The organism is Flavobacterium plurextorum, from assembly GCF_002217395.1.
GTDB lineage: Bacteria > Bacteroidota > Bacteroidia > Flavobacteriales > Flavobacteriaceae > Flavobacterium > Flavobacterium plurextorum.
On sequence record NZ_MUHD01000011.1, the window covers coordinates 115,625 to 132,428 of the forward strand.

Annotated in this window: 14 protein-coding genes; 12 read left to right on the plus strand and 2 right to left on the minus strand. The window is 32.9% G+C overall.

All coding sequences use genetic code 11. The annotated features are described in order from the left end of the window. Positions 1-37: 37 nt before the first annotated feature. The 7 genes from B0A81_RS05655 (at position 38) to B0A81_RS05685 (ending at position 8,252) form a co-directional block, all read left to right on the plus strand. Positions 38-901: a DUF58 domain-containing protein gene (locus tag B0A81_RS05655; RefSeq protein ID WP_089057115.1), complete on the plus strand. Its 864-nt coding sequence runs from the start codon at positions 38-40 to the stop codon at positions 899-901. A gap of 159 nt (positions 902-1,060) precedes the next feature. Beyond that, positions 1,061-2,695: a BatD family protein gene (locus B0A81_RS05660; RefSeq protein WP_089057116.1), complete on the plus strand. Its 1,635-nt coding sequence runs from the start codon at positions 1,061-1,063 to the stop codon at positions 2,693-2,695. Then, positions 2,695-3,699: a vWA domain-containing protein gene (locus tag B0A81_RS05665; RefSeq protein ID WP_089053301.1), complete on the plus strand. Its 1,005-nt coding sequence runs from the start codon at positions 2,695-2,697 to the stop codon at positions 3,697-3,699. Before B0A81_RS05660 ends, B0A81_RS05665 begins: the two co-directional genes overlap by 1 nt. Before the next feature lie 53 nt (positions 3,700-3,752). Then, complete coding sequence (locus B0A81_RS05670) at positions 3,753-4,787, plus strand: VWA domain-containing protein (protein WP_089057117.1); 1,035 nt, start codon at positions 3,753-3,755, stop codon at positions 4,785-4,787. Between the two features lie 42 nt (positions 4,788-4,829). Continuing rightward, a complete protein-coding gene (locus B0A81_RS05675; RefSeq protein ID WP_089053303.1) occupies positions 4,830-5,603 on the plus strand; it encodes a tetratricopeptide repeat protein in 774 nt (257 codons plus the stop codon). Between the two features lie 100 nt (positions 5,604-5,703). Beyond that, complete coding sequence (locus tag B0A81_RS05680; protein ID WP_089057118.1) at positions 5,704-7,449, plus strand: BatD family protein; 1,746 nt, start codon at positions 5,704-5,706, stop codon at positions 7,447-7,449. A 56-nt stretch (positions 7,450-7,505) separates the two neighbouring features. Then, positions 7,506-8,252 (plus strand): tetratricopeptide repeat protein, encoded by a 747-nt coding sequence (locus tag B0A81_RS05685; RefSeq protein ID WP_089057119.1) that lies wholly within the window; start codon positions 7,506-7,508, stop codon positions 8,250-8,252. Positions 8,253-8,409: 157 nt separating this feature from the next. Here the strand turns inward: B0A81_RS05685 and B0A81_RS05690 are convergent, their stop codons facing one another. Then, positions 8,410-8,982, minus strand: a complete 573-nt coding sequence (locus tag B0A81_RS05690) for a 5-formyltetrahydrofolate cyclo-ligase (protein ID WP_089057120.1) — start codon at positions 8,980-8,982, stop codon at positions 8,410-8,412. After that, positions 8,969-9,949, minus strand: coding sequence for a succinylglutamate desuccinylase/aspartoacylase family protein (locus B0A81_RS05695; RefSeq protein WP_089057121.1), 981 nt, complete (start codon positions 9,947-9,949; stop codon positions 8,969-8,971). The genes B0A81_RS05690 and B0A81_RS05695 overlap by 14 nt, the downstream gene beginning before the upstream one ends. A 108-nt stretch (positions 9,950-10,057) precedes the next feature. Between B0A81_RS05695 and B0A81_RS05700 the strand changes: the two genes are divergently transcribed. The 5 genes from B0A81_RS05700 (at position 10,058) to B0A81_RS05720 (ending at position 16,777) form a co-directional block, all read left to right on the plus strand. Beyond that, a complete protein-coding gene (locus B0A81_RS05700) occupies positions 10,058-10,585 on the plus strand; it encodes a hypothetical protein (protein WP_089057122.1) in 528 nt (175 codons plus the stop codon). Between the two features lie 108 nt (positions 10,586-10,693). Next, positions 10,694-12,484: an excinuclease ABC subunit UvrC gene (gene uvrC, locus B0A81_RS05705; RefSeq protein ID WP_089057123.1), complete on the plus strand. Its 1,791-nt coding sequence runs from the start codon at positions 10,694-10,696 to the stop codon at positions 12,482-12,484. Positions 12,485-12,493: 9 nt separating this feature from the next. Further along, positions 12,494-14,851: a patatin-like phospholipase family protein gene (locus B0A81_RS05710; RefSeq protein ID WP_089057124.1), complete on the plus strand. Its 2,358-nt coding sequence runs from the start codon at positions 12,494-12,496 to the stop codon at positions 14,849-14,851. A gap of 260 nt (positions 14,852-15,111) precedes the next feature. Beyond that, on the plus strand, positions 15,112-16,269 hold the full coding sequence (locus B0A81_RS05715) for a homogentisate 1,2-dioxygenase (protein WP_089057125.1): 1,158 nt from the start codon (positions 15,112-15,114) through the stop codon (positions 16,267-16,269). A 217-nt stretch (positions 16,270-16,486) separates the two neighbouring features. After that, positions 16,487-16,777 (plus strand): four helix bundle protein, encoded by a 291-nt coding sequence (locus tag B0A81_RS05720; protein WP_317044406.1) that lies wholly within the window; start codon positions 16,487-16,489, stop codon positions 16,775-16,777. Positions 16,778-16,804: the final 27 nt, after the last annotated feature.

Below are 16,804 nucleotides of genomic sequence, written 5' to 3' on the forward strand. Positions count from 1 at the left end.
CTTGAAACTTTTAAACTTTAAACTTTAAACAAATAAAATGGATACAAAAGAGCTTTTAAAAAAAGTACGGAAAATAGAAATCAAAACCAAAAGACTGAGTAATCATATCTTTTCGGGAGAGTACCATTCTTCATTTAAAGGGCGCGGAATGACTTTTAGCGAGGTGCGCCAATACCAATATGGCGATGATATTCGTAATATAGATTGGAATGTTACCGCACGCTACAATGAAGCCCACGTAAAAGTTTTTGAAGAAGAACGCGAATTAACCATGGTTTTAATGGTTGATATTTCGGGCTCTGAGGGTTTTGGCTCAAAAAGTCAGTTTAAAAAAGACATCGTCACCGAAATTGCGGCAACGATGGCTTTTTCGGCTACACAAAATAATGACAAAATTGGTTTAATCCTTTTTTCTGATAATGTAGAATTGTATATTCCGCCAAAAAAAGGACGCTCGCACGTATTGAGAATCATCCGTGAGTTGATCGAGTTTGAACCAAAAAGTCAAAAAACTGATATTGCTCAAGCTTTAAAATTTTTATCGGGAACTCAGAAAAAGAAAGCAATTGTTTTTATGATTTCTGATTTCATGTCTGAAAATTATGAGCAGACTTTAAAAATTGCTTCTAAAAAACATGACATTACAGGAGTTAGAGTATATGACATACGTGAAGAAAAAATTCCAAATTTAGGAATGGTCACAATGCTTGATGCCGAAACTGGTAAAATTCAATTAGTCGATACAGGTTCAAAAACCGTGCGAATGAATTACGAGAAACATTACCTTGAAAGAGTTAATTATTTCAAAGAAATTTTTAGTAAATCTGGGGCTGGCGTTGTAAACACAAGGGTTGACGAAAATTATGTAACCAAATTATTAGGCTATTTTAAATCAAGATAAATGTAATTTTAGATTGCAGATTTTAGATTTTAGATTTTTTAAAACTGATATATTTAATCTTCTGCTAAACAATCCAAATAAAAATCCGCTCAAATCTGTGCCATCTGCGTACCATTTTTAAGCTTTCGTTTTAGACTAAAATCTGAAATCAAAAATCAAATGAAATTAAAGTTTTACATATTTTTATTTTTACTTACTTCGACTGTTTTCGCTCAGCAAAAACAAGTTGAAACAAGCATTGATACTACAAAAAATAAAATTGGAGCCGAATTTAAGCTGACACTTAAAACAACTGTTAATTCGAACTCGAAAGTAGTTTTTCCTAAACTGAAAAAAATTGGTGCTTTAGAAGTAATTCAATCGTACCCAATTGATACTGTTAAGAAAAACGACACTTACGAGTTAATCAAAAAATATGGCTTAACACAATTTGATTCAGGAAAATATGTAATTCCGAGTGTTCAGATTCTAATCGACAAAAAACCTTACTTATCAGATTCTATTAAAGTAGAAGTTGCCAATGTAAAAGTGGACACGCTGCAGCAAAAAATGTATGACATTAAAGACATTTCGACTGTTGACAACGGTATTGGCGATTGGTGGAAATATGTTTTAGCATTGATTATCATTTTAGGAATTGGTGCTTTTGTATACTGGTATGTTAAAAAACATCAGAAAAAGAAAATCGAAGAGGAAGTTTATAAAACTCCAATCGAAAAAGCAACTAGTTTATTAAACAATCTGGAACAAAAGGAATTAGTTCAAAAAGGAGAGATTAAAGAATATTATAGTGAACTAACTGATATTGCTCGTAATTATATTGAAGAAGCCATTCATATTCCTGCAATGGAAAGCACAACTTCTGAATTAATTGAGGCAATTAGAACTGCTTCTACTAAGAAGAAAATGGCTTTAACGCCAGAAACAGTTGAAAATCTAGAACGCGTATTGCGTCAGGCCGATTTAGTGAAATTTGCAAAATCTAAACCGTTGGATTTTGAAATTACTGACGACCGAAATAAAATTCAAAAAGTAATTCTAACACTGGACAATGCTATTCCAACAGAAGTTCCAGCTGAAGAAGAAGATCAATTATTAAATGAAGCTCAAAAGCAGAAACAAATTCAGCTTCAATTAAAGAAACAAAGAAACAAACGTATTGCAATTGCTGCTGGTTCAGTTGTTTTTTTACTATTTGCAACAACAACTTTCTTTATTGCAACAAAAGGATTTGCATACGTAAAAGACAATATTATTGGGCATCCGTCTAAAGAATTATTAGAAGGAGAATGGGTAAAAAGTGAATACGGAAATCCAGGCGTTATTATTGAAACTCCAAAGGTTTTAAAACGTATGGATGCTTTAAAAGCACTTCCGAAGGAAACGATGGCTTTGATAAAGGAAATGCAGCTTTTTGCTTATGGCAGTATGATTGATAATTTTTATGTTGCCGTTTCTACAACTCAATTTAAAACGCCGACTGAAATCGATTTATCAAAAGCTTTAGAAGGAAGCCTAAAAGTAATCGAACTTCAAGGAGGTCAAAACATCATCGTTAAACAAGAAGATTTCCAAACTAATCAAGGAATTCAAGGCGTAAAAGGTTACGGAACAATGAGCATTTTAAATCCAACGACTAAAACTAGCACAAAAGCATATTACGAAATCTTGTTGTTTAAACAAGATCAAGGATTACAGCAGATAGTTATTTTACACGAGGAGGGCGATACGTATGCTAACGATATCACAACCCGAATTTTAAATTCTGTTGAACTTAAAAAGGCAAGTAACTAATGAATAATAAGATCACTTTTTTAAATCCAGAATTTTTTTGGTTGTTTCTATTAATTCCAATCGCTATTGCTTGGTTTTTTTGGAAAAGAAATCAGCAGTCGGCTACATTAAAAATGAGCTCGACGGCAGGTTTTAAAAACAGCGAATCGTTATTAACAAAACTAAAACCTTTTCTATACGTTTTTAGAATCATTGCTTTATGTTCTTTAATTATTGCTCTCGCAAGACCTAGAACGGTAGATATTAGCAATCAAACAAAAACGACAAAAGGAATTGATATTGTAATGGCAATTGACGTATCTGGAAGTATGCTTGCAAAAGATTTAAAGCCAAACCGTATGGAAGCTTTAAAAAGAGTTGCTGCAGATTTTGTTGAAGAAAGACCAAACGACAGAATTGGTTTAGTTTTATATGCTTCTGAAGCGTATACTAAAACACCTGTTACAAGCGATAAACCAATTATTCTTGAGGCAATAAAAGGAATTCGATATGACACCGTTCTGCAAGACGGAACTGGAATTGGAATGGGTTTAGCAACTGCCGTAAATCGTCTTAAAGATAGTAAAGCAAAAAGCAGAGTTGTTATTTTAATGACTGATGGTGTTAATAATGCCGGTTTTATTGAACCAGAAACTGCTGCAGATATTGCCAAACAATACGGTATAAAAGTATACACGATTGGTATTGGAACAAACGGAATGGCAGAATCTCCTTATGCATACGCACCAAACGGAGGTTTTTTATTCAAAATGCAAAAGGTTGAAATCGACGAAAGATTAATGAAAAATATTGCTAGAAAAACGGATGGAACTTATTTTAGAGCAACAAGCAACGACAAGTTAGCTGAAATATACAATGCAATTAACAAATTAGAAACAACAGAAATCCAAGAATTAAAATTCTATGATTACGACGAAAAATACAGAGGTTTTGTTTTACTAGCTGCCTTTTTACTATTGTTAGAAGTTGGTTTAAGAAACACGGTTTATAGAAGCTTTATTTAAAGAAATTCGAATAAAGATCTCGATAACACAGGGATTGGAATTTTAAAAATTATATGGAATTAGACGAAAAAAAATATTTATATCTCTTATTACTACTCCCAATTGTGGCGTGTATATTTCTTTTCAATATGTATTGGAAAAGAAAAAAACAACTTGAGTTTGGTGATTTAGAAATGGTGAAGAAACTAAGCCCGGAGCGATCTGTTTTTAAACCTGTATTAAAAATATCGATCTTGCTTTTGGCATTAGCGTTCTTAATTATCGGTTTGGTAAATCCAAAAATAGGAACCAAAATGGAAACCGTAAAACGCGAAGGAATTGATATTGTTTTTGCTGTTGACGTTTCTAAAAGTATGCTTGCAGAAGACGTTGCGCCAAATCGTTTAGACAAAAGTAAACAACTCGTTTCGCAGATTATTAATTCTCTAGGAAACGACAGAATCGGTATTGTTGCTTATGCTGGAAGCGCCTTCCCAGTTTTACCAATCACATCTGATTACAGTGTTGCAAAAATGTTCTTGCAAAGCATGAGTCCTGACATGGTTTCATCACAAGGAACATCTCTTGACGAAGCAATTCGATTATCAGCTAAATATTTTGATGAAAAGAGCAAAACCAGCAAGCTTTTGATTTTAATTTCTGATGGTGAAGATCATTCCGAAGGAGCTTCACTTGCTGCTGAAGAAGCCAACAAAATAGGAATGAAAATCATTACTGTTGGTGTTGGAACAGAAAAAGGAGGAACAATTCCGTTAAAAGAAAACGGCGTAGTTCGCAGTTATCAAAAAGATCAAAACGGAGAAACTGTTATTACTAAACTTAACCAAGAAGGCTTAAAGACTATTGCAAAAGCAACAAAAGGAGGCTATGTTTACGGCGGTAATACTAAAGAGGTTTTAGAATATATCAAAAATGCTTTAAATAACATTCAAAAAACAGAGTTTGAATCTACACAAATGGCGGATTTTCAATCACAGTTTCAATGGTTCATCGGATTTGCTTTCTTATTATTGTTTATCGATATTTTCCTTTTAGAAAGAAAAACCAATTGGATTAAAGAGTTGAATTTATTTAACGAGAAAAAATAAAGATTCCGTTTAAAAGCGGGAACAAAAAATAAAAAAATTAGAATGAAAAATTTACTTCTTTATATTTTACTAACGTTTTCTTTGGCAGTTTCTGCTCAGGAAAAAGATAAGACATTGCCTAGTGCCAATGAGGAATATAAGCAGAATAAATTTGTTGATGCTGAGGCTAATTATAGAATTTCTGCATCAAAATTTCCTAAGCGCGCAGCAGCTCCTTATAATCTTGGAAACTCAATTTACAAACAAAATCAGGTTTCTGAAGCCAAATATGCTTTTGCGAATGCTATAAAAAATGCCAAAACAAGACCAGAAAAACATAAAGCTTTTCATAATCTTGGAAACGTTTTCATGAAAGAGAAAAATTATACGCAGGCAGTTGAAGCTTACAAAGAAGCTTTACGCAACGATCCTACAGACGATGAAACGCGTTATAATTATGCATTGGCGAAGCAAAAATTAAAAGAAAATCCGCCTAAAAACGATAAGAACAAAGACAAGGACAAGGATAAAAAGAACGACAAGAAAGACGATCAAAAGAAAGACGGCGACAATAAAGACAAAAAGGACGGTAAAGACGATCAGAAAAAAGACGATAAAGGAGATAAAGACAAGGATAAAAAAGACGGCAAAAACGATCCGAAGAAAGATGACAAATCTGACAATAACGGAGAACCAAAACCAATGCCGGGCGGAATCTCAAAAGAACGTGTTCAAAATTTATTAGATGCTGTAAACAATGAAGAAAAGAAAATTCAAGATAAAGTTAACGCACAAAAAGTAAAATCAAATCCTAAAAAACCGGAGAAAGACTGGTAGAATTTTTAGTTCAATCGTTTAATCGTCGAATCGTTTAGTAATAAAACGAGCAAACGAATAAACGATTTAACAGTTAAACAAACAACGATTAAAAAATTAAATGAAAAGATATTTAATTCTATTACTATTCACTTTTCAAGGGCTTTTGGCTCAAGTTCAATTTGAAGCCAGAGTAAGCAAAAATACACTTGGACTAAACGAAAGACTTCGCGTTGATTTCATCATGAATGTTGACGGAGATAATTTCGACCAGCCTTCTTTTGACGGTTTTAAACTTGTTGCGGGACCTAGTCAGCAAATAAGCCAATCGTGGGTAAACGGACGAAGTTCTTTTCAAAAAATATACTCTTACATTTTACAGCCGGCTCAAAAAGGATCGGTTATAATCAAGCAGGCTGCGATCGAATACAATGGGCAGATTTACAAAACTAATCCCATAAAAGTTACGGTAACCAATGCAGTTGCACAAGAAAGAGATCCTAACGACAGACCTCAAGGTTCTGGAAACGAATTATTGCAATTAGTTGCGGAGACTTCTAAAACAAATCCGTACTTAAACGAACCAATAACTGTAGTTTATAAACTATACTTTAACGGAATTGGTGTTACTGGTTTTAAAGAAGTTGCAAAACCTAAATACAATGATTTCTGGAATCAGAATATAGAAGTTAAACAATTGGCTATTGAAGAAGGTAATTTTCAAGGACAAAGATGCTATTTTGTTGTTTTAAAGAAAACCATTTTATATCCTCAAAAATCTGGAAAATTAACGATCGAACCTTTTTCGCTAGATATTGGTGTTCAATTACCAACAAATCGTCGTGACATGTTTGGTCAAATGATTATAACCGAAGATAATAAAATTGTCTCTGCGGGAGCAAGAACTATAAATGTAAAACCACTTCCTGAAACTGGTAAACCTGAAAGTTTTACTGGTGCAGTAGGTAAATTTAATTTTACAGTTACTCCAACAAAAACAACTTTGAAAAGTGGCGAAAGTCTTGATTTAATGGTAAGCGCGACCGGAAATGGAAACATGAAATTGTTTACTTTGCCTAAACCAGTTGTACCAAATGCATTAGAAATGTACGATCCGGTTCATGATGAAAAAGTTACAACATCATTATCTGGCATGTCTGGAAAAATATCAGACAAATACACCATAGTTCCTCAATACAAAGGGAAATATGCTATTAAACCAATGTCATTCTCTTATTTTGATCTTAGTTCTGGTTCTTATAGAACGATAACTACAAAAGAAATTATGATTGACGTTTTAGACGGTCCAACATTAGCAGAAGCAAATCCATCTACAGCTTCTAAAAATGTTATTGCAGAAAAAGAGCAGTTTAAATACAACAAAACAAAAACCATATTAGTACCAATTGCTAAAAATGATTTTTACGGTTCAAACTTGTATTATACTTTGTTATTCCTTCCTTTTGCCATTATACCAATTATTATTCTTGCTAAGAAAAGAAAAGAAGCAATAGACGGCGACATAACAGGAAACAGAATTAGAATGAACAATAAGCTTGCTAAAAAATACTTATCGCAAGCCAAGAAACAGCTTAACAACAAAGAAGCTTTCTATATCGCATTAGAAAAAGCAATGCATAATTTCTTAAAGGCGAAACTGCATATTGAAACCTCAGAAATGAGCAAGGCCAATATTCAAGAATTGCTGTTGTCTAGAAATGCAAATCCAGAAGCGGTTCAAGATTTCATTAACTTGACCGAGAACTGTGAATTTGCTCGTTATGCGCCAGCATCAAGCGCTTCTATCCAGCAAGATTATGATAAAGCAGTTTTAATTATTTCGGCACTAGAAAAGCAGATTGTTTAAATATAACATCAAACTCGAAAGGTTTTAAAACCAATTCAGGTTCAAAGAAAACAAAAATGAAAAATATAGTATATCTATTTTTATTAATCACGCAGGTCTTTTTTGCTCAAAGCGCCTTTGATAAAGGAAACGCTTTGTATCAAAAAGGACAATATCAGCAAGCAGCTGACGTTTTCGAAAGCATCGTTAAAGAAGACAAACAAGAATCTGCAGAGGTTTATTATAACCTTGCAAATTGTTATTACAAACTAAATAAAGTAGCGCCTTCTATATACAACTACGAAAAAGCATTAGTATTAAATCCTCATCATCCAGAAGCTTTAAACAACTTAAAGTTTGCTAAAAAAAGAACAATTGATGAAATTAAAGAAGTGCCAAAAGTTGGTTTCGCAAAACTAATTCAAAACTTTACTGGAATTTTTGATTATGATACTTGGGCAAAAATTTCTGTTGTCATTTCATTTGTATTCCTACTATGCTTTATTGGATACTACTTTTCGCAGCTCACAATTAGCAAAAGAATTTATTTTATTGGAATGTTTATTTTTTTAGTTGCATTACTTCTAAGTGTTTCAGCAGGAATGTCTGAGAAGAATCACTTTGACAACGATCGTCCTGCAATTGTTTTTGCAGAATTAAGCGAAGTTCGAAGCGAGCCTCAAAAAGCAGGATCTCCAGTAATTTTACTGCATGAAGGAGCAAAAGTTTATGTAATAGAAACTGTTGGAAAATGGAAAAAAATCGAATTAACAGATGGTCAAGAAGGCTGGATTGATGCTTCGACTATCAAGGAAGTGAAGTAGAATCTTTTACCTTTAAAATAAAAAAATCCCAAATTCCAATTATCATTAAATTGGAATTTGGGATTTTCATTTCACATCAAATTGATTAACAAAAATATTATTCGATCATCTCTGAATCAAATACTATTAAAGCATGGAGAAGCACTGCAGTTCGTCTCTACGAGAATTTATAAACTTTATCAGGCGTAATACAGTAATCCAATCTCACATCAGATTCAAAAATATCATCAATCTGATCTGCTGCTTCAAAAAACGAAAGCCCTATTTTAATCGTATCAGCTTTACAAGCCGCAAGGAATTTATCATAAAACCCTTTTCCATAACCTATTCGGTTTCCAAAATTATCAAAAGCTAAAAGCGGCACAAAAACCACATCAATGGTTTGAGTTGGAACCTCAAGTCCATTTACAGGTTCAGGAATATTATATTCGTTTTTTTTAATTTTAGTATTATCCGTCAATAAAAAATGAGTCATTCCACGGGTTTCAAAATCGCTTTTAGAAACCACGATTTCCTTGTCTTTTCCCGAAAGCAAATGCAGAATAAATTCCGTATCAACTTCTTTATGTTCCACAATTGGAAGAAAAACATGATAATATGTTTTATCCCAAATAGGCAATTGGATCAAATTATTGGCAATAGCCAGACTTTTTTCTTCAATATCATCTGCCGAAAGTTCTTTTCGAAGATTTTTATAATGTATGCGTAGTTCCTTTTTATTCGTCGGCATTTTCAGGTAAAGTTTTAGACATATGATAAATAGCATCACCTTCGTATACAATTGGCGAATGATTGGCGTTTATAACAAATCCTTCGTGGGGAGCTTTTACCTTTTGTTCAAATTTACCAAACGGATCTGTAATTATAGCCAAAATTGTTCCCTTAGTCACAAACTTTCCAATCAGGTTATAATCATGAAGTAAACCTGAGCATTTGGCTCTAAGCCAAACTGAATTTTTAATATAAATGGATGGCTCTTCGGCTTTTTCAACAATATGTTTAGAATCAAGCATTTTTAGGTAATGCAAAAGACGCTTCACTCCCATTACACCTTCATTTGCAATAGCATCATTTATATCGAGCGATTTCCCGCCTTCAAAAAGCAGCATTTTAATATTGGCTTTTTCGCAGGTATTTCTAAAAGAACCGTTGATATTTTTAGAATATAAAGTAAAAGGCGCATTAAAAACATCTGCCAAAATTTTCAACTCAGGATTATTCTCTGTAACTCTAATTTGCGGCGCATTAAAACGACTGGCGCCGCCTGCATGAAAATCGACCGCATAATCAATAATAGGCAAAATTTCGGCAACAATATGATAGGCAAATCGGCTTGCGAGAGATCCTTTTTTACTACCGGGGAAAACTCTGTTTAAATCCCTGCCGTCAGGAAACTCACGAGATTTATTTACAAAACCGTACATATTGATAATCGGAATACAAATAATGGTGCCTCTTGCTGGACGATTAATTTTTTTGCTGATAATCTGACGGACAACTTCAACTCCGTTTATTTCATCGCCATGAATTCCTGCCGAAAATAAAACAACAGGTCCTTCAAGTTTTGAACGGCGAACAATAACTGGAATATTAAGTTTTGTGGTAGTATGTAATCGAGCAATCTCAACATTTATGGTTCTGCTTTCTCCCGGTAGAATTGCTTCACCAAAAATCACCAAAGGCTTACTATTTTTCATATTTAATAATAAAAGCTAAATATAGAAATTATATTTTAAATTTATATCTTTGATTTTTAACACTTAAATTCTTAAACATACAATCTATTCAAAACCTAAAAAAAAGAAATGAAAAAAGTATTAATTTTATTTAGTGCATTAGCCATATTGGTTTCCTGCCAAAGTAAAGAAGAGAAAATGAAAGAAGCAGAAGCGGATGGAAATGAAGCTGTTGCTGTTAAATCAAAACTAATAGAAGGTGCAGGAAAAGCACTTCAAGAAGAAGGAAAAGAAGCTGCCAAAAGTGCATCAAAAGGAATTGGAGATGTAATAAAAGGCATAAATTCAGGAATGAGCGAAAGCATCAACACATCAAAAGTAATTTCTGATCCTGCTTTTAAAACCAATTTCGAAGAATGCAAAGCGGAGAAAATTTACGCATCTGACAGTGATAAGCAAAAGAAAGTAACGATTTATCTGATTGCTAAAAAAGACTTTAAAGGCGATATTTTACTAAAAGCTTTTGATGCTGATAAAAAAGAAATCGGAAGAAGTAAATTAGAAGTTTCTATAAAAAAAGATGATGCAAAATATGTAGATTTTTCATTTGATGAAAGAACACATTTACTGCAAACAGAATACTTTACAATTAAGTAATAGTAACACCATAAAAAAGGCGTCCGTTTCTTAAAGAAAACGGGCGTTTTTTCTTTAAGAAAACTAAAAGAATTATTTAATTTGAGCGCAAAAGTTTAAATTTGTTCTATGCAGACTCCTCTCGAACTTCAAATTCTAACTTTACCAGATAATCCGGGCGTTTATCAATATTATGATAAGGACGGAAAGATTTTATATGTTGGCAAAGCCAAAAACTTAAAAAAAAGAGTTTCATCTTATTTCAATAAAGTTCACGATACAGCCAAAACAAATGTTTTAGTTAAAAAAATCGTTACCATAAAACACATTGTGGTTCCTACTGAAACCGATGCTCTTTTATTAGAAAATAATCTAATAAAGACATTGCAGCCAAGATATAATGTCTTACTTCGTGATGATAAAAGTTATCCTTGGATTTGTATAAAAAGAGAACCTTTTTCGAGAATATTTTCGACTAGAAGAATGGTCAAAGATGGTTCTGAATATTTTGGACCTTATACAAGTTTCAAAACAGTACACACGATTCTTGATCTAATTAAAGAATTGTATCCGCTTCGAACCTGCAATTACGACTTAAGTAAATCTAATATTGATTCCGGCAAATTTAAAGTCTGCCTTGAATATCATATTGGCAATTGCAAAGGTCCTTGCGAAGGTTTAGAATCATTAGAAGAATATCAAAAACAAGTCGACGCAATCCGCGAAATCCTAAAAGGAAATTTTAAGGAAAGCATCAAAGGTTTTAAACGCTTGATGATTGAATATGCGCAGGAACTGCGTTTTGAAGAAGCTCAGAAAATAAAAGAGAAAATAGAAATCCTTGAAAATTATCAATCAAAATCAACAATCATAAATCCAAAGATTACCAATATCGATGTATTTTCGATTGTGTCTGATGAAAGCGCCGCTTTTGTGAACTTTCTACAAATTTCTCACGGATCGATTATTCGTTCGCATACGTTAGAAATGAAAAAGAAACTGGACGAAAGCGACGAGGAACTTTTAGAACTTGCTATTATTGAACTTCGGGAACGTTTTCAGCTTCTATCGAAAGAAATAATTGTTCCGTTTAAAATAGATTTAGGAGAAAACATCAAAACAACAGTTCCGCAGCTTGGCGATAAAAAACAGATTTTAGATTTATCAATTCGAAATGCAAAATTCTACCGAATTGAACAATTAAAGCAATTGCAAATTGTAGATCCTGACCGACATACAAATCGAATTATGGCGCAAATGCAAAAAGATTTACGTCTTCCGTCAGAACCTCGACATATCGAATGTTTTGATAACTCGAATATTCAGGGAACAAATCCTGTTGCTGCCTGCGTAGTATTTAAAGACGGAAAACCAAGCAAAAAAGATTATCGCCATTTTAATGTAAAAACAGTCGAAGGTCCAGATGATTTTGCCTCAATGACCGAAATTGTATATCGTCGTTACAAAAGAGTATTAGAGGAGAATGAACCGCTGCCGCAATTAATTATTATTGACGGTGGAAAAGGTCAGTTATCAGCCGCACTAAAAAGCATTGACGAATTAGGTTTACGCGGAAAAGTTGCCATTATCGGGATTGCAAAACGTTTAGAAGAACTATTTTATCCCGGAGATTCAATTCCGTTATACCTTGATAAAAAATCGGAAACACTCAAAGTGATTCAGCAATTACGAAACGAAGCGCATCGATTTGGAATTACTTTTCACAGAGACAAACGCAGCAAAGCGGCGCTCAATTCTTCAGTCGAAAGTATTCCTGGTATTGGCGAAAAAACCATGCTTACGTTAATACAACATTTTAAAAGTGTTAAAAGATTGAAATTAGCATCAGAAAAAGAAATATCTGCAGTTGTAGGGGTTTCTAAAGCCAAAAAAATTGTCGACTTTTACAAAACGAACTAGTAAATTCTTATGCGCCCAAACCAGCTGTCAATTTTAAATACTCGGTTAAAAAGATTTTTTTCCGATTCCAACAAGGGAGCTTCTTGGGCCGCTCTTTTTTGGCAGGAAAAAAAATTCTTTTCTTTCTCGCCGTTTTCTATTTCCTTCTGGAGTACGACAGCATTAATTTTTACATTTTTATTATTAACTCCACAAAAATCTTTTTCACAAGAAAATAAAAGAGACAGTATTAAAAAACCAAAAATTGGATTGGTATTAAGCGGCGGCGGTGCCAAAGGTTTTGCACATATTGGAGTTTTAAAAGTTCTTGAAGAAGCTGGAATTAAAATTGATTATATTGGCGGAACGAGTATGGGATCTGTAATTGGCGGACTTTATGCTTCTGGTTACAATGCTTCGCAAATTGATTCTATTTTCAAGAAAACGAATTTCGATGAATTAATAAACGATTATATTCCACGTTCTTCAAAAAATTTCTACGGAAAGAAAAACGACGAATTGTATGCTATTGTTTTACCGTTCAGTAATTTTAAAATTGGTATTCCTGAAGCACTTTCAAAAGGAATGTACAATTACAATTTACTGAGCAGTCTAACACGTAATGTTCGTCATGTTCGTGATTTCAACAAACTTCCAACTCCGTTTTTATGTATTGGAACTAATATTGAAACCGGCGAAGAAGTATTGCTTAACAAAGGAAATCTAGTTCAAGCAATGATGGCGAGTGCCGCATTCCCTTCGTTATTTACACCTGTCGAAATCGACGGAAATTTATTAGTAGACGGAGGTGTTGTAAACAATTATCCCATAAAAGAAGTTCGTAATCTTGGTGCCGACATTATTATTGGTGTTGATGTTCAGGATGATTTGTTGAATAGAAAAAACCTAAAGAACGCCACTCGAATCTTGGTTCAGATTACCAATCTGCAATCAATTGAAAAAATGAAAAGTAAAGTAAAAGATACTGACATTTATATCAAACCTGATATTCGTGATTATGGTGTAATTTCATTTGACAAGGGAGAAGAAATTATCCGAAAAGGAGAAGAAGCTTCTTTTGCGGTTTACGAAAAAATTAAATCGCTGGTAAACGAAGATAATTTTTATAAAAAGCCAAAACTAAAACTTGCTTCAGATACACTTCAAATTGCAAAGATAAATAGTGAGAATCTCGAAAATTATACAAAAGAATATATTCGCGGAAAACTTCGCTTCAAACCAGGAAGCACAATCACCTATGCTGATCTTAAAACTGGAATCAACAATTTAAATGCTACTCAAAACTTTAGTACTATATCCTACTGTTTAGAGCCAGACGGAGAAAACGACGATTTAGATCTTGTATTAAAAGAGAACCCAACACAGACTTATTTAAAACTTGGTCTTCATTATGATGGTTTGTACAAAAGCGGTATACTATTAAATCTTACTCATAAAAAAACATTCTTAAAAAATGACATTACTTCACTGGATGTTATTTTAGGAGATAATTTTAGATACGATTTCAACTATTATGTCGAAAACGGATTTAATATAAGTTTTGGATTTCGCTCTAGATTAAATCAGTTTAACCGAAATGTAACGACCAACATAAGTACTTTAACGGCACAAAATCCAAATGTAAACCTTATCAATGTTGATTTTATGGATATAAGCAATCAAGCTTATTTTCAAACCATCTTTGTACAGAAATTTTTAATGGGCGGCGGACTAGATTATAAATATCTTAGAATAAGCTCTCCAACTCTGGCAAATATTGATAATATTATTGACAAAAGCAGTTATTTAAGCGCATTTGCCTACTTAAAATACGATTCGTTTGATGACAAGTATTACCCAAACTCAGGATTGTATTTCTCAACAGATCTTCAAACCTACTTAGCATCTTCAGACTATACCAATACTTTTAAACCATTTTCGATGGCAAAAGCTCAGGTTTCGTATGTAAATACAATCTTCAAAAAGCTTACTTTTAAAATAGATGCCGATGCTGGTTTAACGTTTGGAAATGACAGCGTACCGTTTTTCGATTATATTTTAGGAGGATATGGTTATAACAAAATAAATAATTTCAATTATTTTTACGGCTATGATTTTCTTAGTATTGCAGGAAACAGCTTTATAAAAACTGGAATCACACTTGATTACGAGATTTTCAAGAAGAATCACGTAAATCTTTCGGCCAATTATGCCAATTTGGGCGATGATATATTTAGTACAGTCGACTGGATTTCAATGCCAAAATATTCCGGTTATGCAGTAGGTTACGGACTAGAAACCATTATTGGTCCAATTGAAATTAAACAATCATGGTCGCCAGAAATGTCAAAAAGTTTCACTTGGTTTAGTATAGGTTTTTTATTTTAATTTCGATTTTTTCGAAATATTTTATGTTATAAATAATATAATATGTAATTTTGATCAATAAAAATTACGACATTTGTTATAATGAAAACTAAATGGACAGGTTTATTAGAGTATCTTCAATTCCTTATCAAGAGAAATCCTGAATGAAGCTATCGAATTGAGATAATTAGTCAAAACTAAAGTTGACTTGATTATCTGTTCACACAATTCAAAATTTTCGAATTATCTAATTAATTTTAAAATTATCTAATTGAAAAGCCATGCCATTATATCATAAACTTGGAGATTTTCCTCAAAAGAGACACACCCAATTCGAAAAACCAAACGGAGGTTTTTACTATGAACAATTATTTGGAACCGAAGGTTTTCACGGACATTCGTCACTATCTTATCATGTTCACAGACCAACGCAGGTAAAAGAAATTTTAAATTCCTATTCGGTTGAACCAAAAATCGCAATCGGAAAAAACATAAAATCACTTCTTTTTAAAGGTTTTGAATTAAAACCTGAAAACGACTTTTTAGACAGCCGAAAAGCAATGTTGGTCAACAAAGACTGCATCATTGGTCTTGCTGCGCCAAAAGAATCGCTTCGTAATTATTTCTATAAAAATGCCGATGCCGATGAAATGCTTTTCATCCATAAAGGAAAAGGAAAATTAAGAACCATGTTAGGAAATATTCCGTTTGAATATGGTGACTATTTAATTATTCCACGTGGTATCATTTATCAAATTGATTTTGAAACAGAAGACAACCGACTATTTTATGTAGAATCTTATTCTCCATTTTATACTCCAAAACGATATAAAAACCAATCAGGTCAGCATTTAGAGCATTCTCCATTTTGTGAGCGTGATTTTATTTTGCCAAACGAATTGGAAACCTACGACGAAAAAGGAGATTTTTTAATTAAGATTAAAAAAGAAGGCATGATTCACGAAGTGGTTTATGCTACACATCCATTTGATGTTGTGGGCTGGGACGGATACAACTTCCCTTACGGATTTTCAATTCACAATTTCGAACCTATAACTGGGCGTGTTCACCAACCGCCGCCGGTACATCAAACTTTTGAAACAGCAACTTTTGTTGTTTGTTCATTCTGCCCAAGACTTTACGATTATCACCCAAAAGCCATTCCAGCACCATATAATCACAGCAATATAGATTCAGACGAAGTACTCTATTATGTTGATGGTGACTTTATGAGCCGCAACAATATCGAACAAGGTCACATCACTTTACATCCAAAAGGAATTCCGCACGGCCCAGCACCAGGTGCTATGGAACGCAGTATTGGTCATAAAGAAACTCAGGAATTAGCCGTTATGGTTGACACCTTCAGACCATTAATGGTAACTGAAGAAGCTATGGGTCTTGATGATGGTCAATACTACAAATCCTGGACGGAGTAATTTTTTAATGTGACAATATGTCAATTAGATAATTAGAAAATGGTTTTAAAACCGCACAAATGAGAAAATTCAAATAATTATTTTGTAAATTTAAACTTACAATTAAAATTGTCTAATTATCACATTTTCTAATTAACTAATTCAAAAAATGACTTTTAACGAAAAATATAAAGACAACACTCTTTTAATAAAAACCTTCAATTTTGCATAAAACATTATTGACTATACAACCGAACTTCAAGATCAAAAGAAATTCGTAATTGCAAATCAGTTATTAAAAAGTGGAACATCAATTGGAGCAAACTCAAAAGAATCACAAAACGCAGAAAGTAAAGCAGATTTTATTCATAAATTAAAAATTGCGATTAAAGAAGCTGATGAAACAGAATATTGGTTGTTTTTATGCGATGCTCATAGAGAATATCCAAATTGCAAACGTCTATTAAATGATCTTTCAGAAATTTTAAAAATTTTAAACAAAATAATATCAACATCGAAGAGGAATTAGAAAATTAGGAAATGTGTCAATTAGAAA

Bases quoted from the DNA above. Each gene is read 5' to 3' on its own strand.
- B0A81_RS05655 (WP_089057115.1), top strand. From the start codon at position 38: ATGGATACAAAAGAGCTTTTAAAAAAAGTACGGAAAATAGAAATCAAA.
- B0A81_RS05660 (WP_089057116.1), top strand. From the start codon at position 1,061: ATGAAATTAAAGTTTTACATATTTTTATTTTTACTTACTTCGACTGTT.
- B0A81_RS05665 (WP_089053301.1), top strand. From the start codon at position 2,695: ATGAATAATAAGATCACTTTTTTAAATCCAGAATTTTTTTGGTTGTTT.
- B0A81_RS05670 (WP_089057117.1), top strand. From the start codon at position 3,753: ATGGAATTAGACGAAAAAAAATATTTATATCTCTTATTACTACTCCCA.
- B0A81_RS05675 (WP_089053303.1), top strand. From the start codon at position 4,830: ATGAAAAATTTACTTCTTTATATTTTACTAACGTTTTCTTTGGCAGTT.
- B0A81_RS05680 (WP_089057118.1), top strand. From the start codon at position 5,704: ATGAAAAGATATTTAATTCTATTACTATTCACTTTTCAAGGGCTTTTG.
- B0A81_RS05685 (WP_089057119.1), top strand. From the start codon at position 7,506: ATGAAAAATATAGTATATCTATTTTTATTAATCACGCAGGTCTTTTTT.
- B0A81_RS05690 (WP_089057120.1), bottom strand. From the start codon at position 8,982: ATGCCGACGAATAAAAAGGAACTACGCATACATTATAAAAATCTTCGA.
- B0A81_RS05695 (WP_089057121.1), bottom strand. From the start codon at position 9,949: ATGAAAAATAGTAAGCCTTTGGTGATTTTTGGTGAAGCAATTCTACCG.
- B0A81_RS05700 (WP_089057122.1), top strand. From the start codon at position 10,058: ATGAAAAAAGTATTAATTTTATTTAGTGCATTAGCCATATTGGTTTCC.
- uvrC (WP_089057123.1), top strand. From the start codon at position 10,694: ATGCAGACTCCTCTCGAACTTCAAATTCTAACTTTACCAGATAATCCG.
- B0A81_RS05710 (WP_089057124.1), top strand. From the start codon at position 12,494: ATGCGCCCAAACCAGCTGTCAATTTTAAATACTCGGTTAAAAAGATTT.
- B0A81_RS05715 (WP_089057125.1), top strand. From the start codon at position 15,112: ATGCCATTATATCATAAACTTGGAGATTTTCCTCAAAAGAGACACACC.